The organism is Rossellomorea arthrocnemi, assembly GCF_904424705.1.
GTDB classification, from domain to species: Bacteria; Bacillota; Bacilli; order Bacillales; family Bacillaceae_B; genus Rossellomorea; species Rossellomorea arthrocnemi.
The window spans coordinates 88,998-112,181 of record NZ_CAJGBF010000010.1 but is presented as its reverse complement, the minus strand read 5'-3'; the positions used below and the strand labels follow the sequence as shown (position 1 = coordinate 112,181).

Here is a 23,184-nt window from a genome sequence, read left to right as displayed (position 1 = left end):
CATTAGGAGGTTGTGAACTTGTTGAATGAATTATATCAAAAATTAGAAGATGGATGGATAGAAATGGTTAAGATCAGAAGATTTCTTCATCAACATCCGGAATTATCCTTTCAAGAAAAAAATACAGCAAAATATATTGCGGAATACTATAAGAACATCGGGGTCCCCGTTCAAGAACAAGTCGGCGGTAATGGTGTCGTTGCGAAGATCGAAGGTGCTCTCCCTGGTAAGACCGTAGCTCTTCGTGCAGACTTTGACGCCCTTCCCATCCAGGACGAAAAGAAGGTGGAATATCGTTCTACCGTATCCGGTGTCATGCATGCGTGTGGCCACGACGGACATACTGCCACCCTTCTGGTACTGGGGAAAACACTCCATGAAATGCGTGACACTCTATCAGGAACAGTAGTTCTCATTCATCAGCACGCAGAAGAATATGCACCTGGTGGAGCAAAATCCATGATTGAGGCGGGGTGCCTCGAAGGAGTGGATGTGATTTTCGGTACCCACTTATGGGCCACTGAACCGCTTGGAAAGGTCCTCTACCGAACCGGTCCAATCATGGCTGCAGCGGACCGGTTTGAAATCGTGATTAAAGGATCCGGAGGTCACGGGGCACAACCTCATAAAACGAAGGATTCCATCGTGATCGGAGCTCAAGTTGTTTCAGAGCTTCAGCAAATAGTCAGTAGAAGAGTGAATCCAATTGATCCTGCCGTCGTGACCATCGGCTCCTTTATGGCCGATAACGCCTTTAATGTCATTGCCGATTCAGTCAAATTGATCGGTACGGTACGGACTTTCAATCCCGAAGTCAGGGACTTTATTGAAGTGGAAATCGAACAGGTTTTGAAAGGGGCTTGCATTTCCGGCCGCTGCGATTATGAATATGTGTATGACCGGGGTTACCCGGCTGTTGTTAATCACCATGAGGAGACAGAGCTTTTCATCCAATGTGCAGAGGATGTGGATGAAGTCCATGAGGTGGCAGAAATCGAAATGCAAATGGGCGGTGAAGATTTCGCATTTTATTTAGAACATGTAAAGGGCACCTTCTTCTTTACAGGAGCAAAACCCGACAATGTGGAAACCGCATTCCCTCACCACCATCCTAAATTTGATCTTAACGAAAGAGCTCTACTCATAGCCGCCCAATCACTGGCAAGTGCCACCATTCATTATCAAGAAAAACATTCTGTTTCAGAAACGGTTCCTAAATAACCCAAAAAGGATCGGATGCGAAATTCGCAACCGATCTTTTTCTAATAAAACCGATGATTCTTTTCAATTTTACTCACCACCAATACCCACCAGATCAAAAGTGGCTGGAATAATAGCCTGATCCAAAGCAGCAGTTGATTGGCTTCTTCCTGGCCCGGGGCCGGAATCCCTTTAATGGCAGCGTAGATATTCGCTGGAAATACAAGAACTAAGTAAATGGCCGTGATGATTCCGGTTTTTTCACGAGTCTTTGGAATGAGTAGTAGTACCGACAGTATAAATTCAACGATTCCAGTAATATAAACGAGCTCTTCTTTTAAAGGAATAAATGGAGGAACCATTTCCGCAAATCCTTGAGCTTCGATAAAATGAAACACACCTGCTAAAAAGAAGAAAAATGAGAATAGAATGAGTCCTGCTATTTTCAATCCCTTATTCCGTTTATTCATCTGTTAAACACCTCACAATCACAATATACTTGCCATTATCACTATACAGGAAGTCGTAATGGAAATAAAAAGATGAGTCTTGACTTATGACTCCGCCAAAAAGAGGGTCGACCATGTTGATCGACCCCTGTTACCGTTATTCTAAATCATTAAAGTAACGAATCCGATAAGCAAATTTTGCCACTTCACCAAGTTGATCCAGTAGCTGATAATTGGCATAAGCCCCCACAACCGCGCCGACTCCGGGGATGAGCTGCAACAGCTTCACAAAATCAATGTAATCTCTGTACTCCTGTTGAAATGTCTTCCAGTCGAGTTCTTTCAACTTTTCTTTTTCCTCTGCCCAGTTTTCAATAATTCGAAGGACATCCTTCTTATGAGAATCGCTGGAAAATGCTAGTTGAAATACATACAAAAGAAATAGACGTTCCTCATATTGTTTTGGATCATACCCATGAATCAGAGAGCATTCGCTTAAAAGCTTCATCTTAATGGAGAGGAGCAATGGGAAATCCGCAAGCCCCAGGAAGATCCCCCCGGCACCGGTACCTGCCCCTTCAATAGTCGCAGCTTTCCGGTAAAATTCCATGCGTTCCTTCATCAGCACTTCCCGGTCTTCTAGTCCAGACGTACATGGCATTGCCTGTAGGGGCACCCATTCGCTTCCCTTCAGAGTGACCTCCACCATTTTCCTGATACTTTCCGTGACGATTTTATGGGCTTTTTCAGGAATCCATTGGTTCACTTTCGTTTGAGCCTGCTTGGAAACCCTCTGAAAAATGGACGATTTCCTTGTATACTTTCGTTTCCATTCCTCCAGCTCTTCTCTTTCATGGTTCACTTTAGACCCACCATCCTTTTTAATTAGCCTTCACTCAGTATACGTTCATCTCACTCGGGTCGTTTCATTAAAATAGTGTTTCCTCCATTTTCTTCATCCTCTGCACTAAGTAGAACTGACTGAAGAAAATAGAAAAGGTTAGACCGGCAAGCAGCGTGATCAGCCCCTCGAACCATGCTCCCCTTAGAAAGAGTGGAAGGGAAAAGACAACCGCCTGGATCATCATCGACTGATTTATGATTTTTTGGAAGGATGATTTTTTCAATTCCCCTGATACAGGATAAATGAGCACCCAAATCTTATAATCAAAACGCTTAAACAATGGAATCAATTGAAAGGCTGTCAAGTATAAAAACACTATGGCCGTCAGAATACTGAAGATGAATGATGGATTTGAATAGATCAACAATACTCCGATCAGTGTCAACCGTATATAGAGACCCGAGTATTCACTTGTTCTCACAAGGGAGCGAAGATATAAATAGCGATACGTGGACGCTTGTGAGAAAGGCGCCTTCACTAGCCCATCAAGCCATTTTCTCCGATGCACCTTCCCTTTAAGCTTTGGTACGTCCGTGAACATATTGGCGATGCGATAAAAGATCAGCATTCGCTGTTCTTCCAGATTGATTAATAAATCCCATTTCAGGTTCTTACCTTTTGTAGATTGATAAAAATAAAGGGCATATCCGAGCATCAAGACTGCCACAGCGAGAGGCATCCATAAGGCAGCTCCTGATAAAACAAGAAAAACGAGTGCTGCGCTCAACAGAAACCGGACCAGACTGTCGGTCCAATGGGCTTCCTTTTCCTGAAATCTAAGCATGAACCAACGCACATAGAGATTCCATACTTTAATGGCCAGTACAAAAGCGAGCAACGGAAAGAAGCTGCTGAAACTGCTCCCGGATACAGCTACATACATAGGCATAAGTGCCGCCAGGACGAGCAGTTGAATGTAGGATTGAAACATGAAACTCATCCAGATACATTTCGTGAAATAACTTGATAGCCGTTCCTCCAAAGGTAAAAGAAAAACAGCATCCGCTTCACGCAGGAAGGTATATACGGGACTCCACGCCAATAAGAGACCCAGAATTACAGCCATAATCAGTGGAGCAGGGAACGTTGGCTGGAGTGTTTTCACCCACTGATTATACGTAAATGCTGCACCACCCAGCGCAAAAATCAGGACGAATAACAAATGATCGTTGAACATATATTTCAAATACTTTTGAAGCTCCTGATTATACTCTACGATCCGTTTCTTCCATATGCCTTCCACATTATTCATCATGAGATTCTTCCTTTGTCAGCTGGATATAAATATCATCTAATGTAGCACCAGGCATGGAGAATTCACTGCGAAGCTCATGAAGCGTACCTTTTGCACGGATTTTCCCCTCATGAAGGATGATGAACGAATCGCAATATCTTTCGGCAGTAGCCAGTATGTGGGTCGACATCAGGATGCCTGCCCCGTTTTGTTTCATCTCCTGCATCCAATCCAGTAAAGACTGAATTCCCAATGGATCCAAACCAACAAACGGCTCATCAATGATATAAAGACTCGGCTGGATCAGAAAAGCACACATGATCATCACCTTTTGTTTCATTCCTTTTGAAAAATGGGCAGGGAACCAGCTCATCTTCTTTTCCATGCGAAACGCCTTCAATAACTTATCGATTCTCCCCTTATATTCGGATTCAGATAAACCGTAAGCCATAGCTGTAAGCTTCAGATGCTCCTCCAGGGTTAATTCATCATATAAAATCGGTGTTTCGGGTATGTATGAAAATTGCTTACGATACTGTTCAGCATCGCTTTTCAAAGTATGTCCATTGATTGATACCCCGCCTTGCTTCGCCTCCATAAGGCCGATAATATGTTTGATGGTGGTACTTTTTCCTGCGCCGTTCAATCCGATTAAACCTACGATTTCATTGGATTGTATGGAAAAGGAAATATCCTTTAAGACAGGCTTTCTGGTATAGCCACCGACAAGGTGTTTAATTTCTAATAATGACACGAGCAGCAACGTCCTTTCTCTTCATTATGTATTATTTCTATTTTATCAAAACTTTAAAGTAAAGGCATGTTTTGAATAAGGATCTTTTCCTTAAAAGGGGATCGTTGTTAATAACAATCAACAGTTCGTCAATGCTCTGTCAATGAGTACATACTGGAGGGTGAGGGGAACTGCTCCGCTTTCCACGGACGTTCGGCCGAGCCTCCTCAGCACAAAACCGCTTCCGGGGTCTCGGCACGCCCGTTTTCCGTAGGAGTCTACGCAGTTCCCCTCACCCTCTGTATAAGTCTTTAATGACAGAGCTTAAAGCATTGATAAAATATGCCATTTTTCATTGGTATGATTATCGCCCTCTTCACCCTTTATAAAATGATGGTATTGAATGTGAATAGTAAAAGTCATAAACGGTTCTTTGAAAGTTGATTGGAGCGGAAGGTGCTCGACTCCGACGGGAATAGCGGGAAAGTTGAGACCCCGCAGGGCAAAAGCCCGAGGAGGCTCAACTCACGCCCCGCGGAAAGCGAGCACCTGCAGCGGAAATCAACCAGCACTCACTCCTTCTCAGGTGGAAATTTTCACGACAACCGGTTGAAAAACTCACCTTCCATATTTTAGTATTCATAACCTCCCCCAAGAATGCACAACATATTATCAGAAGGGGCCAGCAATAAGAAAAAGGGGATGGTTGTTAAAGACCAGCTAACCGATTTCACTATTGTTTGCGACTTGAAGGATTCGTCGTCTTCTATAGTGAATGACACACTCACCCTATTCATTTATTCAAAAATTTGAAAAATGAGGTGTTTGTTAAAGCACATTTTGACTAAACCTACTTTATTAGCTTACCTTAGCAATCGAGATAAGGGGATGGTCAGTTTGCACAGAGTCATTCATGTATCCAGCGATTTACACATATCATCCTTATAGCAAATGAGGTGTTTGTCCAAGACGGCTTATAAAGTTTCTATTGTCTTAATTGCTTAAATAGCGAAAAGATAAGGGGATGGTCGCATTGAACAATGTTCATTCTAACCCAGAATGGTATCACTTTTAGAAGCTACTAGCGAATGAGGTGTTTATCAAAGAGAACGAAGTCTGACATTTAAACCTTTAAAGTATTACCCCTTCTACGAAGAGAGGCAGGAAAATCGTTCCTGTCTCTTCTTCATTTATTTTTGCATTAATGATAAAATACATACACTATTACTGAAAGGTGGAAATGAACATGAGTGACTGTATTTTTTGTAAAATCATCGATGGAGAAATCCCTGCAATGAAAGTCTACGAAGATGACCATGTCCTTGCTTTTCTTGACATCAGCCAAGTGACAAAAGGTCATACACTCCTTATTCCTAAAATACATAAAGAAAATGTCTACGAGCTTACACCTGATTTGGCAAGTCATTTATTCTCGGTAGCACCGAAGATTGCAAACAGCATCAAAGCTGAATTTAGTCCAATAGGAATGAATCTTTTAAGCAATACAGGTGAAGAAGCGGGACAATCCGTCTTCCATTTCCATATGCACTTCATACCGCGCTACGGCAATGGAGATGGTTTCGGAGCGGTATGGAAAACTCACAATGACGATTACAGTCAAGAGGATTTAAAAGGGATTGCCGAATCCATCGCACAGCATCTTGCCTAAATGGCAAAGCCCAACGATTTTGTTCTTTTTCAGAGGCTGTTTTCGCTAACTTTGTTGCTTTTTAATTAGTGAATGCTAGTTGATTGGAACGAATGGTGCTCGCTTTCCGCGGGGCGTGAGTTGAGCCTCCTCGGGCTTTGCCCTCCGGGGTCTCAACTTTCCCGCTATTCCCGCAGGAGTCGAGCACCTGCCGTTCCAATCAACTTTCTAAGCGTATGTGTCTGAAATAGACATATATAAATACCTTGCTTTTTAACACTAGCTTCTTTCTAAATGTTAAGTGATTAACGTCCTGCGCTTTCCATCACCTCTTGTCCCTAGTGAGTTCTGTAAATGGCGAGGGGCACTGCGTATAAGCCGGATGGGATCTGGCGTCGATACCCCGTTCGTTTTAGCTGAAGCAAAGCAGTCCCCCTTATCATCCACCCAGCACCGGTTGATAGAGCTTAAGCAACAAATTGTTCAGAAACAGCAATCTATCCGAAAAGAGCCTTTTCAGAAAAATAAATCTTTGACACCAATTTTTGATATGTTATAATGTACCTATCTTTTCGCTAATGGCAACAGTGCACATTAGGAGAAGAAAAAGACCAAGTATAGTTTAGTTGAGGAGAGATGAGAAATGAATACAAAAACACTTGTATCCCTATCATTATTAGTAGGGATCGGGGCTGTCCTGCACACGGTGATCCCGGGAATTTTCCTTGGAATGAAACCGGATATGATGCTGACCATGATGTTCTTAGGCATCATCCTGTTCCCAGCGAAGAAAAACGTACTGCTTTTAGGTTTGTTAACTGGAGTTATTTCAGGATTAACCACACAGTTCCCTGGTGGATTCATACCAAACCTGATCGATAAACCGCTTACGGCATTCGTTTTTTACGGCTTATTCCTTGCTACAAAGAAAATCACTCGTTCACTCGCAGGTGCTTCTGTATTAACCGCTTTCGGTACACTCGTTTCAGGAAGTATATTTCTGCTTTCTGCTTATGTGATCGTAGGTCTGCCTGGAGCATTCTTCGCTCTATTTGCAGCTGTCGTACTTCCGGCAACACTTGTGAACGCCGGAGCCATGTTTGTCGTGTATCCGATTATTAACGGCATCTTAAAACGTTCAACTATTCGAGAAGCTGTCACAACACAACAGCTATCCTAAACAAATAATAGAAAATCCCTCGATTTTGTGCCACCGTCACAAGATCGAGGGATTTTTTTATTAACTGACTGCAAACCAGAACAGTATTCCTATGAGAAACGTGATCAATCCACCTGCCCCCAATATGGTCGCACGCTTTTTCAATATATTCTTAGGAGGATACATTCCGGGTCTTTGAATACTAATAAAGTTATATACCATACTTAGGAAGAAAACACCACTGAGAGCAAAGAAACCAAAGATTATTCCGTCCATTCTATTAGAACCTCCCCCTCTCCACCGCCTCTTACCTTTATTTTTATGCATTCAGGGAGAAAGATATGAGCCGTCTTGTTTCATTCTGTGCTAAAAGGGAAAAGGAGAATACATACTGAATGTAGAAATATAGTATTATAGAAATAGGAGAACGAGGTGATAACATAGTGAATAAAAAATCTCTTGCCTACGGACTTTTAATCGGTGGAGTGGTCGGTGGAGTCGCGTCTCTGCTTACATCCCCTTCATCCGGTAAAGAAATCCGGGCACAAATCAAAGACAAGAAAGATGATTGGACAGGAGTCATCGAGGAAATGAAAGGTCACATCGGTGAATTGAAAGAATCCATCGGTACCCTGTCCCAGGAAGGAAAGGAGACCGTCCTTCAACTTTCCAAGGATCTTCAAGCTTCCTTCAAGCAATGGCAGGCTTCCACGGAACCGAATAATCAGCGCCTCCAGGAAGAAATCCAATCCATCCAGCGAACGATAGAAGAGCTGGAAAAATCGATAAACTCAGCCAATACAACCAATCAATAATCAAATCCCCATTAGCCATTGTCTTAATTTACAACTAAGGGCTAATGGGGAATATTTTTATAAAAATATTATTTATTCCACCTTTTTTTTCAATATAGTGATTATCCTCTAAAATCCCGTCATTAAAGGATTCAATCCCACTTCTTATTTTGTTTTGCAGTAGATACCACAACCAAAAATTATATACTTCGAAAAATTTTGTCAATTTAGGCTTTATTAATTATTACTTTATTGGCATAATAAAATATAAGCGCTTTCTTTTTTGATAATCGTTGTTTTAGTGAATCCTTTGGAACTGCTTACAACGCAACTATTTCAAGAACAGCTTATATTAAAAAAGATTTTCTAGCAAAGTGGGTGAATGAGATGACAGAAAGAGAATTTACTTTAAAAGAGGCTATGCTCTTCAGTCAAAGAATGGCTCAGCTTAGTAAAGCTTTGTGGAAGGCCATAGAAAAGGACTGGCAGCAATGGATCAAGCCATACGACCTAAACATCAATGAACATCATATTCTCTGGATTGCGTATCATTTAAAGGGTGCTTCCATTTCGGACGTGGCCAAATTTGGTGTTATGCATGTTTCAACAGCATTTAACTTCTCGAAGAAATTAGAGGAACGGGAACTCCTTGAGTTTTCTAAACGGGAGAATGATAAGCGGAATACCTATATACAACTGACGGACAAGGGTGAGAGAATCCTTCTGGATCTAATGAAGAACTATAAGCCTGAAAGTCACTCCATCTTCCAGGGTGTGTCTCCTTTAAGGGAACTGTATGGGAAGTTCCCTGAAATGATTGAAATGATGACCGTCGTGCGAAACATTTATGGAAATGACTTTATGGAGATATTCGAAAAATCATTTCACAATATTGAAAATGATTTTTCTGATGATAATGGTAAACTCGATGAACTATTTGAAGATGAGGAAGAACTTGCTTAATCTACAAACTCTTCTGTAGTTGTTTCATCAAAGCTGGATAAATGTTTTGAACTATGCAGCTTTCCACGATTTCATGCACCTTCAGCTTTGCATGAAGCTCATCTTCAAATTCTTTAAAAAGCGGAGTATTGTACACGAATCCTTCCGCTTTTTGTTTTTCAAGCTTCATGCTCAATCTATCACAAGTATAAAAGAACTCCTCCACTTCCCTCTCTGACAATCCGTTACGGATAATCAACCGATGAAAAGGGTAACCGTTCTCAGGCATCATTTCAGCCATTAACCTCTGATGATATTCAAGTTTCTCTATTCGTTTCATTAAATCATCCAAATTTATCACCACCGCATATTTCTCATATTCTTATTGTACAAAACTATAACATACCTGTCCTCCAAAACCTCCCTCAATAATTAAGAAAAAATCCTCTAAAAAGTATTGATTTTTTCCGGCAATCGTAATAAAGTATGGAAAGCACTTAATTAACCACTATTCGTCTAATGGAGGCGATTTTTTTATGCATTGCTGGAAAACAATCAACCTGGAAAAACAATTTGGATTTTACCGAGTCTTTTTACTTTCTTCCATCATCATGATGATGGTATTCTCATTAATATACGTACCAATCAACCTACTATTTCCGAGTGCTTTTTACGATAAACATTTCCTTGGGTTCTTTGTCGGACTGATCAGTATCTATCCACTGCATAAATTTTTTCACATTGTTCCAATTTTGCCATTCGTGAATAAAATAAAATGTAGATGTAACCGAAAATTGTATTTATTGCCGATTCTCTCGTTACGCGTGGATCAGCCAATCTCAAAATACCGATATTTGGTAGCCCTGGTGGCTCCATTCTTTGTGTTAAACAGTATTTTGTTATATGGGTGCTTTCATTTCCCGCATTACTCGCATTACTTTACGATGCTGCTTGCATTTCATTCCGGCATCTGTGCAATTGACTTTATTTATGCAAAACAGTTGATGGACTCACCAAGGAATGCATTGATTGAAGAAAACGAAGACGGATATGAAATATTGATTTATCAGTAAGGATGATGGATGGCCATTGAAGCATACACTCGATGGAAGAAATCATCCTTCTCATTTTCCAAGAGATTTCACCAGTTCTTCATACCAACGAGTCCTGATTTATGCGAAAAAACTTTATTTACATGAACTGGGCAACACTCTGGCTACCAATTAGGGAAATAATTTGGTAATGTATAGTCTATAGGAGATAACGGGGAGGGGTTTGGATGATCTCCATGTTTTTAGTATTTGCAGTCTTCATCTTATTTTACATAAATAAAATGACAAACGCATTATGTTTACAAAAAGAAATACCTGAAGAACGCCAACCTAAGGTGTTTAGAACCATCAATATCCTAATCACCATACTACTGGTCTCTTCTTATATAGAAATATTATTTACATAGAAGAAAAGCGGAGGCGGCTCGTTCAGAGGCGACAAGCATAAGGAAACCTACCTGAAAGGCGCTTTTTGCCTTTTGGGTAGGTTTCCTTATGACCTCGAGCCTCTAGCCGCCGGAGCTCGACAACTTGAAAAGCGGAGGCGGCTCGTTCAGCCCCGACAAGCATAACTGGAAAATCCCTGAAGGCGTTTTTTGCCTTTGGGGATTTTTCAGTTATGACCTCGAGGGGATAGCCTCCGCAATAGTCACCTGATATTTTAGACCTCTACTTCATCCTGAAAATACATGTTTCATCTTCACCAAGACAATGATACCTTCCTCGCCTCATTGCAAAAAAAAACAGATCCGGAAAAAAATCCGAATCTGCTTTTTATCTATTCAAATTAGCAAACGTATGCTGCACCAATGATGATTAACAAAATGAATAAAACTACGATTAACGCGAAACCTCCGCCGTACCCGCCGCAAGCACCTGACATATGCGCTTCCTCCTTTCATGTATGAAAAGCATTAACATATGAATATGAAGCATGAAGCAAAAAGGGGCCAGCCTTTCTTTAGGTAATGCCCCCTCTTACAGTCTTTATCCGGTAAAACCAAACCCTGAGGCTAAAATTATAGCCATGCTGCACCTACAATGATTAATAGGATGAACAGTACTACGATTAACGCGAAACCTCCGCCGTATGCATTACCCATAACTTCCCACCTCCTTTGAAGCGCTAATTTATCTTATTCAAGTTAGCTGCCATTTGTTTTAGGCTAATGTCATAAATTTATTTTTTTTAGTAAATATATGCGGCACCAACGATGATTAATAAGATGAACAGCACTACGATTAACGCGAATCCGGAATTGTATCCACAGCTCATATTTATTACCTCCTTTTCTCTCTTCGCTCTTATCATATGAAGGAACCTAGGAATTGGGTGTGTAAAATGCCCATTTTTCTGAAGATTAGTTTGGAAAATATTTTTTTTCATGGAAAAAGTATGTTATAGTATGTTTTGTAGAAATTTGACAAGCCATCAAACGAATATATTGTAGGAGTTGGTCACCATGAAAAAATGGATCATTTCAGTATCATTGGCTGCAGGAGTTGTTGGACTTGCAGGTTGCAGCGGTGACGATGCTGAAGGAAACAGTAACGTTGTTGCAACAACCAAAGCCGGAGACGTAACAAAAGATGAACTTTACAAATCAATGAAACAAAAATTCACTCCACAAATGGAACAAGCCCTTCAAGAATTGGTTTACACAAAAGTCCTTGAAGAAAAGTATGATGTGTCAAAAGAGGAAGTTGATAAAAAACTGAATGAAGCGAAAGATCAATTAGGACCTCAATTCGATATGTTCTTACAACAATATAATCTGGACGAAAAGTCGTTCAAACAATACTTAAAGCTTCAATTACTTCAAGAAAAAGCCGCCATTTCCGATGTGAAAGTAACGGATAAAGAAGTCAAAGAATATTACGAGAAATGGAAGCCTGATATTCAGGTACGTCATATCCTTGTAGAAGATGAAAAAACCGCCAAAGAAGTCAAACAAAAGTTGGCTGATGGTGCAAAATTCGAAGATCTTGCCAAGGAATACTCCACAGATCCAGGTTCTGCAGAAAACGGCGGAAGCTTAGGTTGGGTAGACTACGCTGGTCGTCAAAACTTTGTCCCTGAGTTCTCCAAAGCACTGGACACTCTTGAAAAAGGCAAAGTAAGCGAACCAATCAAGACAGAATATGGTTATCATATCATCGAAGTGACAGACAAAAAAGAAAAAAAATCCTATGACGAAATGAAAAAAGAAATCGAAAAAGAATTGAAGCTTTCAAAAGTGGATCCTCAAAAAATCCAGGAAGCGATGAAAGCTGAAATTGAAAAAGCTGATCTGAATATTAAAGATAAAGACCTGAAAAAATCATTCGACCAAGTATTGAACCCGCCTGCAGCACCTGAAGGCGGAGAAACACCGGCAACGCAAGAAGAGGAATAATAAAAAAGGACTGACGGCTATAGTAAGCTGTCAGTCCTTTTTTATTTTTGATCAAGACGTTAGTTGACGTTTTTTCTCCTTTTCCTCTTCCATGCGATGAATATAGACTTCTCCTTCTTTTTCAATCCACTCATCTTCCAATGTCTTTTCTTCCTTCGCCGATTTTATTGTCATAAAGGCACTCCCGAAAATCCCTGCTACAACCAAGTACATCCATATAGGCAGTGTCATTTGCTTCATCTCCTTATAGGTTTGTCCTCTTTTATTTACACTATATGAGGAACCTGACAAAAACATGACTGGATAATTGAAAAAGAACCCGATCCATAGACCGGGTCCAATTATTATTTATGAAACGTTGGCTTGTAGAAGGAACGATTATCCAAGGCGAACACTCTTTCCGTGTACTCTCCCGGCTTCACCCGTTCAAGTGCACGATCCAGCATATTCATCTTCGCATCCACGTTATCGATATAATGAAGGATTTCCGCTTCCCGGATGAGCGGCGGCTTCGGACTTCCCCACTCGGCTTTTCCGTGATGACTCAGCACAAGATGTTGAAGAATCATGACCTCTTCACCTTCAATTCCAAGTTCATCCGCTGCTTTTCCGATTTCATTGACCATAATGGAGATGTGTCCGATCAAATTGCCTTCGATCGTGTACGTTGTCGAGGTCGGGCCAGACAGCTCGATGACTTTCCCTAAATCATGAAGGATCACCCCTGCATAGAGAAGATCTGAATCCAAGGAAGGATACAATCCGGCAATGGCCTTCGAAAGATCCAGCATCGAAACAACATGGTACGCGAGACCAGATACAAATTCATGATGGTTCTTCGTAGCTGCCGGATATTCCAGGAAAGGCTTCTGATACTTCTTAATGAGGTGTCTCGTGATGCGTTGAATGTTCGGATTTCTCATTTCAAAGATATATTGTGTAATCTTACTCGTCATTTCATCTATGCTCACAGGCGCCGTTTCAAGGAAGTCTGAAATGGCATAGCCATCCGCCGGGGAAGCCGGTCGGATCTGTTTGATCTTAAGCTGATTCTTCCCACGATAACTATGTATGTCACCCACGACTCTTACAATCGTTTCAGGCTGGTAAGCCTTCTCATCCTGCTCAGAAGCATCCCAAAGCTTCGCTTCCATGTCCCCGCTCTTATCTTGGAGAATCAGCGTTAAAAACGGCTTTCCTGTATTTGTCGTACCTTTCGTCATTTGCTTGATTAATAGCGGCAAGTCGATAGTCTCACCGACATTAAAATGTGTAATTCCAGACATCTCTTCTCCTCCGTCCAACTATAGTAGTAGTTTAAGTATATCATATTTTGAATAAGAACATGTGTGGAAAGGTTAGCGGCCCATTTAGATGTTATTGAGCACCTTTCAGGCGGACTTGTGTCCGAATTACGCTTGATTGTTCCAACTTGCGAAAAACTTCACAGGTCCGTCCCTCACCCCTCTCCATACAAAACCGCCTCTTACAAGAGACGGCTCCATTTTAGTTCACTATTGTTTTTTTATGTTTTCTGCTGATCCAGACTTTAGTCGCTGCTAGACCGACAAGCATGATAAATGCCCCAAAGTAATAGGGGATGTGAATATCCCATTCAAACAATGTCCCGGCAAGGAGAGGCCCAGCTACGTTTCCCAGACTGAGAAAAGAGTTATTCAGTCCCATCACCGTCCCCTGTCTTTCACCCGCCAACTTCGATATCAAGGAGTTCAGCGATGGACGAAGCATAGAGTTCCCGATAAAGAAAACCGCCGTCGTCAACAACACACCGGTGAAATTCGTAGCAAAGTTCATGATGATAAACCCCAGTGCACTAATAAGAAGTGAACCTGTTACAACTTTTTCTTCCCCGAATCGTTTCGTGGCCCTTCCCACTCCGACTCCCTGGACGAGTGTGCCGATGATTCCAATGATCAGGATAATAATTCCGACTTCCTGGGGACCATATCCGTAACGCTCCAGAGCATAGTAGCTGAAGATCGATTGAAAGTTGGCAAGTCCGAAGCTCATGATGAACACGAGGATCAATAGGAAGCCAACCGGACTCGTCACGGCATTTTTCATAACGATAAAGCGATTTTCCCGTTTTTCATCCGGATCAAATGTCCTTTTTTCCTTCGGATATGATTCCGGTAAGATGATGACCGATACGATGGCAGCAATCGCAGCCGCAATCCCGGCGAAGATGAACGGATAGGAAAGATCAATTTCAGCCAGCCACCCCCCGATACCGGGGCCGATAACGATTCCGAGACCCATGGCCGCTCCAAGGATTCCCATCCCCTGACCGCGGTTATCTTCATCTGTTACATCTGATACATAGGCCATTGCCGTAGGCATTAGTGCCGATCCAAAGACCCCTGCCAGGATCCTCGACAGAAACAACATCCATAGTCCTGTAGCGAAAGCAAAGATAAATTCAGCGATGGCAAAGCCGATCAGCCCGATGGTGATTAATGGCTTCCTCCCGATCCGATCGGACAACCGCCCCCATATCGGCGCAAATAAAAACTGCATAAATGCAAATACGGCTACTAATGCTCCAAGCGTTTGAGCATTGGCATTGAATTTTTCGACATAGAATGGAAGGATCGGGATGACCAGTCCGATTCCAACCATGACAATGAATAGGTTAAAGCTAAGTAACGTCAGTGGACCACGATTCCGTTTCCACCCTTTTGATTTTGTCATATGATGTGTTCCTTCTTTCTGGCACTCAATTCTTTCCTGCAGCTCTACATACTGCCAAGGTGATAAAAACTCCTTGTATATTGTAACCAATTCAGGAGCTTATTGCTAATGGGAATTGTCATAAATCAGGGAGTCCGTAACGATTCCTTTTCTATGCTCTGCAACACAATCATCTCATCATCTGTAAACGAACTTTTGATATGGGGGTGGCAGGTAAAGAATAATACCTGATGGTCCCTTGCCACTTTTCTTAAGAGTTTAAGAAATGCTTGTGTTCTGGACAGGTCAAAATTGACAACTCCATCATCAATCAAAACAGGTAAGGTATACTTTTCACCGATTGATTGAATGAGGGCAAAGCGGATCGAAATGAAGAGCTGCTCTTTCGTTCCTTGACTGAGTTCAACTGCATGAAAGACGGTCCCATCGTTTCTCTCAACCTTGATCATCTCATTATCCAATAAGAAAATACGATGATAATGTCCTTCCGTCATTTCTCTGAAATTTTCTTCTGCAAGCTGAATGACTTTAGGCATTTTGGTTTTCTGGTATAGTTCCATTGTTTTCCTTAAAGAGACTCCCGCCAATGTGAATTTAGACCACTCAAATGCAAGCTCCTGTAACTCTGCTTTTTTGCTTTGGAATTCCTGAAGGATGGCAGAATAGCTCTTTCCTTCCTCTAACGTTTTTATTTCATACGATAAGGAGGCGAGTTCTTTTTGATGAGCGGACAGCCTGATCAAAAGCCCATCAATCGCTTTTGAGACACTGACCAACTCTTTTTTGTTTTCTTCATGTGATTCCAACTCCAGGAACGTGTCGAGAGTTTTTTGAGTCACCCTCGTTTTCATCCCCTTATATTGGGACAAGAGCTCGTTTCTTTCCTTAACCAGGAGAGCTTTCTCACGGAATTCTATTTCCTCGGTGCAACCTGCTGACCGAATAAAGGCATGAATATCATCACTAATTTTTCTAACTTCTATAGAACGCTTTTCGACGTCCATGGCCAAAGCCTCTAACTCAGCAGTAATATTTTCGATTAGAAGCTGACGTTTCTCTAAATCCTGTAGGATTCTTTTCAAGTGAATAAAAGCTTCGTCCATCGTCGTAAATGAGATGGAGTGATGGACAAACCATTTCTGGCACTCTTCCGTGTATTCATTCCATTTGTCGGCTGCATAAGCCGTTTCTTCGGATAAATGTGTATACGCTTCATAGGAAGAGACTAATTCTTTCATTTTGCCAAATGCATCACGTAGCCATTTCCAATGGAAATCGGCAGGCAAGCATAATTGTCGTTTCAGAAGAGCTAAATTTTCCTCTCCTTTGGCGATTGCTTTCTTCAGTTCTTTGTTTTTCTCACGCAGTTTTTGTATTTTCCCTTCCTGCTCTTCTAACGAGAGGATGCGCTGCTTCCATTCATTCCGGTATTCCATTTGTTCCTTGAGAGTTTGTTCTGCCGTCTCTATATTCTCCGTTTCCTCAGGTTGAAACTCCTTTGTTCGTGCCTTGAGTTTTTGGAGGGTGAGGAATTCTTTCTTGAGGTTCCTCCGCGATTGAATGCCTGTTCCTCCAATTGCAATGAGAAATAATACGCTCATCCCAGTCACGATCCCATTGCCCGAAAAAATTCCCCATGCACCGAACCCCAATGAAATCAGGAGTGCTCCGATGCTACTAAACAGCTGGAAAGAAAAAGAGGATTTTTTTCTAATATAGTTTTCTTCTGCTTCTTTCACTTGCAGGTTCATCCACTTTATTTGTTCTCTTGATGAATGTAAGGCAGAATGAGCTTTGACCTTTCGCTGTAATTCTTGATATTCATCCTCTTCCATCAAACGGTTTTCTAAAGATTCACATTTCCTTACAATTGATTGCAGTTCTTCCTCTTCCTCTTTTTGTTGCATTTGTAAGCTTTCCTTTTCGTGGAGGAATTTTGACTGTCGTTCCATTGCTTGTTGAATGTTTTCATACATCAGCAGGCTTGTATTCAATGTCGGGATTTTTCCCATCTCAATCTGGAGTCCTAATTCCCTTATCGTGTCATTCATTTTACGTTGCACGATATTCAGCTCTCTGCTTCTTTCCACGCTCTCTTCTTTCCATCTAAGGTAGAATGTTTGCTGGGATAATATTTTTTCCATAAATGGAATCTCTCCTCTGAGTGAGAGATCCAACTCTTTTGATTCCAACTTCTTTTGAAGATTCAGCTGTTTGGTGCTTAGGGTTTCAAGGTAGGCAGCCGTTTGTCTTTCATCCATTTTCAGCTCGCTCAGCCTATCTAAGCCCTTTACAGGGAAGTCGATATCTTTAAGCTGAGAAATACGTTTTTCCACTTCTTTGAATTGGACGAGGGTATCCCAATTTTCATCAGCGGATACCAGGTTTTCTCTCTTAACAAAGAGGATTTCCTTTTCTCTCTCCATTGTTCTAATGTCTGACTCCAATGCTCGGAGTCTGGTTATGAGAGGCAGATACTGATCATTTTTTTCTTTTCCTTCCCTTACCTGATTTTCAAGAGCCTTTAGTTGGGAGATCAACTCGTTGATCTTTGGCTTTCTACCTGATTTCTTAAATAGCTGCTCCCTTTCTTTTTGCCAGCCCTGCTCCATCTGCAAAAGGAGGTCCGTCCCTGTTGAGCCTGCCGCGAAAAGATACCGATTCAGCTCTTCTTTTTTGAGCCGCTGGATGTTTTGAAGACCTTCGAGGTTGAATGAAAAGATGTTTTGGTATGTGGTCCGGTCCATTTGCCCCAAAATATGTTGAAGGGTTTCTTCCCCCTCCATTCTACCGTCTTCAAATTGGACGGTTACGTCACCTGTAGCCTTTCCTTTGATGCGCTCGATGCTTACAATCCCCTGACCATCGATATGACAAGAGATTTTCCCTCCATACACTGTCGACGATTTCGGTTCATATCTCAATAATGACTGCTGCTTCGTTGGAAAACCAAAGAGAATGCTGTGAATGAATGACATGATCGTCGATTTACCTGCTTCATTTTCTCCATAGAATAATTGTAGATCGCTAATCGTATATTGCTTGTTTTCTATTTTTCCGTATCCGTATATATGAAGTTCAATCAGATTCAATTTCTATCACCTCCATTTTCAGCCTTTATTCTCTAGCAAGTGTCTTGTTTCATATTTAAGTGATTTCTTCTCATCTTCCTCTAACGGTTCCAAAAATCGATAAATAGACGTATGTTCATACAACTCAGCAAGTGCTTCATTCCAATCTTCTTCATCCATGTTTTCAAGGGTCGCAATCACTTCCTGTTTAAATGGATCCTGTTCCCTAAAACCTGATTTGCCCGTAGACCGGCGTATGGAGTGAACCCATTTCATTTCCCCATGACCCCCAATATCCGACTGCAGCGCTTCCAAAAGATCACCATTATCGATTTTGATGTTAATGTCTTTGGTCAAGGAATCTTCATCGGTGAGGAGGATTTCAATTAAACTATCACCACAAATGGATTCCATCGCCTGTTGTATACGCTGAAACACCTCACCAAACCGCCCAGTACCTTTTAGGGATACTTTGCATGTTTCCCATATCAAGTCGTGAGTAGGGATAAACGACAGCTCTGTATGATGCCCACCAAGAACGACTTCATAGCATCCCTTAGCACCGGTTTCTTTTCGATGTCTCCCCTGGATGTTCCCTGGATAGACGATAAAGGGCTCTTCGTGTAAAATCCGGCGTTGGTGAATATGCCCCAATGCCCAATAATGGTAATTCTTCACCAATAATTCATCTACCGTAAAAGGGGCGTATGTTTCATGTGAAGAATGAATGCTTCCTTCACTTCCATGCAGGATCCCGATCGTATAACGATCCGCCGTTCCCTTGGGATACTCCCCCACCCTCCGTTCCCGGATATGCCTTGTCCCATAGCTGAATCCAACTATATCAACAAGCGCACCATTCTTAGTAGTAAGATGTTTTACTTCGGTTTTCTCATGAAAAATATGTATATTATCCGGCATATCAATTTCCAACCGACGGCTGCCCAGATGATCATGATTCCCGTGAACGATATATACAGGAATATCGTATGTATGCAAGGTTTGAAATTGTTTCACTAATTTTGCCTGAGCCCTGATGCTTCGATCTTCTTCATCAAACAAATCTCCACTGAGGATCATAAAGTCGATTCGCCTTTCAATTGCTTCTTTTACCACTTTTTCAAAAGAAGCAAAGGTACTATTATGAATTCGTTCAAACATTTCTTTGGGCAAATGCTTCAGTCCTTTAAACGGACTGTCCAAATGTAAGTCTGCTACATGAAAAAACCGTATGGTCTCCATGAAATCCCCTCCTCATCATTACGAATATACGTTCTTATATTCAACCATTATATCCTAAAACCGGGGAAGATTTCAGTATGTATTCACAATTTTGCCGATTCATTGAAAAAAGCTGTCCCTTTAATAAAAGAGACAGCTTTTCTCTTATTTCTTTGATGTTAAATCGATCGCTTTCTTAATATCTTTATACGAATTGGACTTTCCATATAGAAGGACTCCCCCGCGGTAGACCCTGGCGCCGAATACTCCTAACAGAACGATGGTTACAAGTAGGATTACGATCCCAATGATTGGTTCATATACCGGCAGGTTCAGCATCCCGACCCGAAGGAACATGACCATCGGTGTAAAGAAAGGAATGTAAGATGTAACCGTAACAAAGCCCGATTCCGGACTTCCAAGACCAAACATGGATATGAAGAATCCGATCATGATCAGGAAGGTCATCGGCATGATCATTTGCTGAACATCTTCGATTCTACTCACAAGTGAGCCCAATAAGGCCGCAAGGGTTGCATACAGGAAATAACCCAGCAAAAAGAAAATGACTGCGTATATGATCACACTGATTGATAGGGATTCAAACCCAAACCCTTCAAAGAATCCTCCCACCAATTCATCCTTCTTACGGATAAGGGTAAAGTAACCTACACCCAGGATAACGGCCAGCTGAGTCAAGCCTACGAGACCAATCCCAATGATTTTGGCAAACATTTGTTTCACCGGTGACACACTTGAAATAAGGATCTCCATGACTCTGGAGCTTTTCTCAGTGGCGACCTCCATAGCCGTCATATTGGCATAGGCTATGACAGAGAAGTAAATAAAGAACAATAGGACATATACAATGCCACGGGCCTGGCTCAATTCTTCTTCAGACTTTGCACCTTCCACGAGGGCTTCTTTTTCGAACTCAACAGGGGCGCTCAATAAAGCAAGCTCCTCACCGGAAAGATCCAATTTACTTGCTGCCAATGATGATTTCACGTTTTGAAGTGCAACTTGTAATTCTCCTGTAACGGCGGACTCAGATAAAGAATTTGATTTGTACAATGCTTTCGGCAGTCCGTCCCCGTCTTCACTTACTACCAGTAAACCTTTAAGCTCTTCTGACTCTATCTTTTTCTCCACCTCCTCCGTTGATTGAGAGGAAGGTTCTAATTGAATTTCACTGTTCATGGTCTCCAACTGCTGGACGAGAGGGTCATATATCGTCCCCGTTTCATCCTGGACCGCTATCCTGCTCTCTTTATCATCAGTGAAACTTGAAATGACACTGTCGAAATTAGCCAGTAATACAAGTGCTGCCGCAATAATGACAGTGGATATGATAAAGGACTTGGCCTTAAGCTTTGACATGTAGGAATGACCCAGGATCAAGAAGAAATTATTCATAAGAGGTACCCACCTTTTCTATAAAGATATCATTCAAGGACGGTTCCTCTAATTCGAATTTTCGAAGAAACCCTTTTTGGACGACATGATGAAACACCACTTGGGCAGCATCCTCGGATTCCACCTGGATCATGACTCCTTCAGTGGTTTCCACAAGCTTTGTCACCCCTTGGAGGTCCTTCAAATAGGTGAGGTCAAAGTCTGCATGAATCACAACATTCTTCTTCCCAAAGGAACGCTTGATTTCCTTCAGGCCACCATGCACCACTGGACGACCCTTATGCATGATGCACAAGCTTTCACATAGTTCCTCCACATGTTCCATCCGATGACTCGAGAACACGATGGTCGTTCCGTTCTTCTTGATCTCCCGGACTGCATTCTTCAACAGCTCAACATTCACAGGGTCAAGACCACTGAAAGGTTCATCCAGGATTAATAATTTCGGTTTATGAATAACCGAAGCGATGAATTGAATTTTTTGCTGATTTCCTTTGGAGAGCTCCTCGACTTTTTTATTGAGATATTGAGGGACATTGAACCTTTTTAACCAATAATTTAACTCTTTCAGGATCTCGCTTTTCTTCATTCCCCGAAGGCGTGCCAAATAGACGATTTGGTCACTCACCTTCATTTTCGGATAAAGCCCTCTTTCTTCTGGAAGATATCCGATTTCCGGACTGGTGGAATAATCTATTCCCTTCCCGTTCCACGTGATCGTGCCTTCTGTTGCATCCAACAATCCCAATACCATTCGAAAGGTTGTTGTTTTTCCGGCTCCGTTTGCTCCGAGGAATCCAAACATCTCACTCGGGGGGATTTCAAGTGATAGCTCATCTACCGCTGTGAAATCCCCAAATCTTTTGGTTACCTGTTGTATTTTTAAACTCATCTTTAGCTTTTCCCTCCTGTTTCCCAATGGTGAGTTATCCTTTTCTCTAGTACTCTACGATTTTATCCATAAAAGGTTTCATTTTCCACCCTTTTTCGTTATCAAACTATTTAGACTTCCCAAAAAAATGATAATATGAAAAAATAATATAGTACATTATTTCAATACAAAGGGGTAATAACGATGAAAGTTTATAAACTGACGGTATTTGAAAAGGATGGCAAAAAAATCCTGGATGAATCATTCGAAGCTTCATCTGATAGAGATGCTAAGAAATTGGGAGAAACAATGCTTGAGGATAAAGGCTATACCGATCACACGCACCGCTGTACCTCCCCACTTGGGAAATTATTATTGTTTCATGTGTAAAATCCCTTTTTTGCATTACAGGTTTATGCCTGTAATACATTATTTATTGTGTATTTACAAACCAAGAACCAACCCACAAGGCTGGTTCTTGGTGCATTAATTATTCTCCTTTGAATTCAGGTATTCTTTTTTCCACGAATGCACGAATTCCTTCCTTGTGATCGGATGTTTGGCGCATGAGCCACTGACCTTCCTTCTCAAGATCCAGTGCATGCTGCAATCTTTCTTTATTCAGAGCTACATACACTTCTTTCGTTTTTAACATAGCTTTCGTTGGGGCACTTAATACCTGTTTCGTATATCGCTCTATACCTTCTTCCAATTTCCCTGAAGGAATCGCTTCATCGACGAGTCCTTTCATTAGTGCTTCTTGTCCCTCAAATACTTTCCCATTCCAGATCAACCGTTTCGCTTTATGAGCTCCCAGGCGCTCTTGCAGAAGGAAATGGCTTCCCCCGTCCGGAATCAAAGCGATTCCGATAAAATTCATGGCAAGTTTGCTGTCTTCCTCACAGAGAATATAATCCGAGGCAAGGGCGAGACTCAATCCTAGGCCAGCAGCCGCCCCATGGATGCCTGCGAGGACCACTTTAGGCATGGAGTATAAGGTCATCACCAGTTCACTGATCGTATCCATGATCTCTGAGAACTGCTCCTCGCCGCTTAAAGAAAGCATGGACTTAATATCTCCCCCGGAGGAAAACCCCTTTCCTTCCCCTGTCAGGATCAATAAAGAAATCGACGGATCGTTCTTCACATCCATTAAAGCCGCCAGCAGATCTTTCATGAGTCTGGCATCCAATGCGTTCAGGGATTGTGGCCTATTTAGCTGCAACCTCGCCACTTTTCCGTTTTTATGTAATTTTACTGTTTCATATTGATTAGACACTGTCAAAAAAATCCCTCCCCTTTCATAGCATAGCGCAGAATAATTATTTAGAAAAGTACAAAAATTCTAAAGGGAGATCGACATGGAGTCACTCTCCCGTTTG

General features: G+C 41.7%; 26 protein-coding genes. 9 read left to right on the top strand and 17 right to left on the bottom strand.

What is annotated here, in order from left to right:
• Positions 1 to 63: 63 nt before the first annotated feature.
• Positions 64 to 1,221: an amidohydrolase gene (locus BAA9072_RS14615; protein WP_201715459.1), complete on the top strand. Its 1,158-nt coding sequence runs from the start codon at positions 64 to 66 to the stop codon at positions 1,219 to 1,221.
• Positions 1,222 to 1,262: 41 nt separating this feature from the next.
• On the opposite strand, the gene BAA9072_RS14610 is transcribed toward BAA9072_RS14615, so the two are convergent.
• From BAA9072_RS14610 to BAA9072_RS14595, 4 genes are all read right to left on the bottom strand, one after another.
• Positions 1,263 to 1,670, bottom strand: a complete 408-nt coding sequence (locus BAA9072_RS14610) for a DoxX family protein (protein ID WP_201715417.1) — start codon at positions 1,668 to 1,670, stop codon at positions 1,263 to 1,265.
• A 136-nt stretch (positions 1,671 to 1,806) separates the two neighbouring features.
• The gene (locus tag BAA9072_RS14605; protein ID WP_201715416.1) at positions 1,807 to 2,511 is read right to left on the bottom strand and encodes an EcsC family protein; all 705 of its coding nucleotides are present in this window, start codon (positions 2,509 to 2,511) and stop codon (positions 1,807 to 1,809) included.
• Positions 2,512 to 2,578: 67 nt separating this feature from the next.
• Positions 2,579 to 3,808 (bottom strand): ABC transporter permease, encoded by a 1,230-nt coding sequence (locus BAA9072_RS14600; RefSeq protein ID WP_230980876.1) that lies wholly within the window; start codon positions 3,806 to 3,808, stop codon positions 2,579 to 2,581.
• The gene (locus tag BAA9072_RS14595; protein WP_201715415.1) at positions 3,798 to 4,541 is read right to left on the bottom strand and encodes an ABC transporter ATP-binding protein; all 744 of its coding nucleotides are present in this window, start codon (positions 4,539 to 4,541) and stop codon (positions 3,798 to 3,800) included. Before BAA9072_RS14595 ends, BAA9072_RS14600 begins: the two co-directional genes overlap by 11 nt.
• 1,225 nt (positions 4,542 to 5,766) lie before the next feature.
• Between BAA9072_RS14595 and BAA9072_RS14590 the strand changes: the two genes are divergently transcribed.
• Both BAA9072_RS14590 and BAA9072_RS14585 read left to right on the top strand, forming a co-directional pair.
• On the top strand, positions 5,767 to 6,189 hold the full coding sequence (locus BAA9072_RS14590) for an HIT family protein (protein ID WP_201715414.1): 423 nt from the start codon (positions 5,767 to 5,769) through the stop codon (positions 6,187 to 6,189).
• 622 nt (positions 6,190 to 6,811) lie between these two features.
• Complete coding sequence (locus BAA9072_RS14585) at positions 6,812 to 7,348, top strand: tryptophan transporter (RefSeq protein ID WP_201715413.1); 537 nt, start codon at positions 6,812 to 6,814, stop codon at positions 7,346 to 7,348.
• Between the two features lie 60 nt (positions 7,349 to 7,408).
• Here the strand turns inward: BAA9072_RS14585 and BAA9072_RS14580 are convergent, their stop codons facing one another.
• Positions 7,409 to 7,603 carry a hypothetical protein gene (locus BAA9072_RS14580; protein WP_201715412.1) on the bottom strand — a complete coding sequence of 65 codons (195 nt, stop codon included), beginning with the start codon at positions 7,601 to 7,603 and terminating at the stop codon, positions 7,409 to 7,411.
• Positions 7,604 to 7,770: 167 nt separating this feature from the next.
• Here BAA9072_RS14580 and BAA9072_RS14575 point away from each other — a divergent pair, with 167 nt between their 5' ends.
• A complete protein-coding gene (locus BAA9072_RS14575) occupies positions 7,771 to 8,142 on the top strand; it encodes a YtxH domain-containing protein (RefSeq protein ID WP_179885005.1) in 372 nt (123 codons plus the stop codon).
• 366 nt (positions 8,143 to 8,508) lie between these two features.
• Complete coding sequence (locus tag BAA9072_RS14570; RefSeq protein WP_201715411.1) at positions 8,509 to 9,084, top strand: HTH-type transcriptional regulator Hpr; 576 nt, start codon at positions 8,509 to 8,511, stop codon at positions 9,082 to 9,084.
• A gap of 1 nt (position 9,085) precedes the next feature.
• Here the strand turns inward: BAA9072_RS14570 and BAA9072_RS14565 are convergent, their stop codons facing one another.
• A complete protein-coding gene (locus tag BAA9072_RS14565; RefSeq protein WP_230980881.1) occupies positions 9,086 to 9,424 on the bottom strand; it encodes a DUF1878 family protein in 339 nt (112 codons plus the stop codon).
• Positions 9,425 to 9,599: 175 nt separating this feature from the next.
• Between BAA9072_RS14565 and BAA9072_RS14560 the strand changes: the two genes are divergently transcribed.
• Both BAA9072_RS14560 and BAA9072_RS24275 read left to right on the top strand, forming a co-directional pair.
• Positions 9,600 to 10,136, top strand: a complete 537-nt coding sequence (locus BAA9072_RS14560) for a DUF3267 domain-containing protein (protein ID WP_201715409.1) — start codon at positions 9,600 to 9,602, stop codon at positions 10,134 to 10,136.
• A gap of 206 nt (positions 10,137 to 10,342) precedes the next feature.
• Positions 10,343 to 10,522, top strand: a complete 180-nt coding sequence (locus BAA9072_RS24275; RefSeq protein ID WP_034763303.1) for a hypothetical protein — start codon at positions 10,343 to 10,345, stop codon at positions 10,520 to 10,522.
• A gap of 380 nt (positions 10,523 to 10,902) precedes the next feature.
• Here BAA9072_RS24275 and BAA9072_RS14555 read toward each other — a convergent pair whose 3' ends face one another.
• From BAA9072_RS14555 to BAA9072_RS14545, 3 genes are all read right to left on the bottom strand, one after another.
• On the bottom strand, positions 10,903 to 10,998 hold the full coding sequence (locus tag BAA9072_RS14555; protein WP_079534381.1) for a YjcZ family sporulation protein: 96 nt from the start codon (positions 10,996 to 10,998) through the stop codon (positions 10,903 to 10,905).
• A gap of 136 nt (positions 10,999 to 11,134) precedes the next feature.
• The gene (locus BAA9072_RS14550; protein WP_032089274.1) at positions 11,135 to 11,218 is read right to left on the bottom strand and encodes a YjcZ family sporulation protein; all 84 of its coding nucleotides are present in this window, start codon (positions 11,216 to 11,218) and stop codon (positions 11,135 to 11,137) included.
• Between the two features lie 86 nt (positions 11,219 to 11,304).
• On the bottom strand, positions 11,305 to 11,391 hold the full coding sequence (locus BAA9072_RS14545) for a YjcZ family sporulation protein (RefSeq protein ID WP_034763301.1): 87 nt from the start codon (positions 11,389 to 11,391) through the stop codon (positions 11,305 to 11,307).
• 187 nt (positions 11,392 to 11,578) lie between these two features.
• Here BAA9072_RS14545 and BAA9072_RS14540 point away from each other — a divergent pair, with 187 nt between their 5' ends.
• The gene (locus BAA9072_RS14540) at positions 11,579 to 12,511 is read left to right on the top strand and encodes a peptidylprolyl isomerase (RefSeq protein WP_201715408.1); all 933 of its coding nucleotides are present in this window, start codon (positions 11,579 to 11,581) and stop codon (positions 12,509 to 12,511) included.
• A gap of 51 nt (positions 12,512 to 12,562) precedes the next feature.
• Here BAA9072_RS14540 and BAA9072_RS14535 read toward each other — a convergent pair whose 3' ends face one another.
• The 7 genes from BAA9072_RS14535 to BAA9072_RS14505 form a co-directional block, all read right to left on the bottom strand.
• On the bottom strand, positions 12,563 to 12,742 hold the full coding sequence (locus BAA9072_RS14535; protein ID WP_034763298.1) for a sporulation YhaL family protein: 180 nt from the start codon (positions 12,740 to 12,742) through the stop codon (positions 12,563 to 12,565).
• 113 nt (positions 12,743 to 12,855) lie between these two features.
• Complete coding sequence (gene yhaM / locus BAA9072_RS14530; protein ID WP_201715407.1) at positions 12,856 to 13,797, bottom strand: 3'-5' exoribonuclease YhaM; 942 nt, start codon at positions 13,795 to 13,797, stop codon at positions 12,856 to 12,858.
• Between the two features lie 220 nt (positions 13,798 to 14,017).
• Positions 14,018 to 15,313: an MFS transporter gene (locus tag BAA9072_RS14525; protein WP_269139963.1), complete on the bottom strand. Its 1,296-nt coding sequence runs from the start codon at positions 15,311 to 15,313 to the stop codon at positions 14,018 to 14,020.
• A gap of 35 nt (positions 15,314 to 15,348) precedes the next feature.
• Positions 15,349 to 18,315 carry an ATP-binding protein gene (locus BAA9072_RS14520; protein WP_201715405.1) on the bottom strand — a complete coding sequence of 989 codons (2,967 nt, stop codon included), beginning with the start codon at positions 18,313 to 18,315 and terminating at the stop codon, positions 15,349 to 15,351.
• Positions 18,316 to 18,333: 18 nt separating this feature from the next.
• On the bottom strand, positions 18,334 to 19,536 hold the full coding sequence (locus BAA9072_RS14515) for a metallophosphoesterase family protein (RefSeq protein ID WP_201715404.1): 1,203 nt from the start codon (positions 19,534 to 19,536) through the stop codon (positions 18,334 to 18,336).
• Positions 19,537 to 19,680: 144 nt separating this feature from the next.
• The gene (locus tag BAA9072_RS14510; protein WP_201715403.1) at positions 19,681 to 20,931 is read right to left on the bottom strand and encodes an ABC transporter permease; all 1,251 of its coding nucleotides are present in this window, start codon (positions 20,929 to 20,931) and stop codon (positions 19,681 to 19,683) included.
• Positions 20,924 to 21,823 carry an ABC transporter ATP-binding protein gene (locus BAA9072_RS14505; protein ID WP_201715402.1) on the bottom strand — a complete coding sequence of 300 codons (900 nt, stop codon included), beginning with the start codon at positions 21,821 to 21,823 and terminating at the stop codon, positions 20,924 to 20,926. The genes BAA9072_RS14510 and BAA9072_RS14505 overlap by 8 nt, the downstream gene beginning before the upstream one ends.
• A 183-nt stretch (positions 21,824 to 22,006) precedes the next feature.
• Here BAA9072_RS14505 and BAA9072_RS14500 point away from each other — a divergent pair, with 183 nt between their 5' ends.
• Positions 22,007 to 22,192 (top strand): YhzD family protein, encoded by a 186-nt coding sequence (locus BAA9072_RS14500; protein ID WP_201715401.1) that lies wholly within the window; start codon positions 22,007 to 22,009, stop codon positions 22,190 to 22,192.
• A gap of 100 nt (positions 22,193 to 22,292) precedes the next feature.
• Here BAA9072_RS14500 and BAA9072_RS14495 read toward each other — a convergent pair whose 3' ends face one another.
• Positions 22,293 to 23,087 carry an enoyl-CoA hydratase gene (locus BAA9072_RS14495; RefSeq protein WP_201715400.1) on the bottom strand — a complete coding sequence of 265 codons (795 nt, stop codon included), beginning with the start codon at positions 23,085 to 23,087 and terminating at the stop codon, positions 22,293 to 22,295.
• Positions 23,088 to 23,184: the final 97 nt, after the last annotated feature.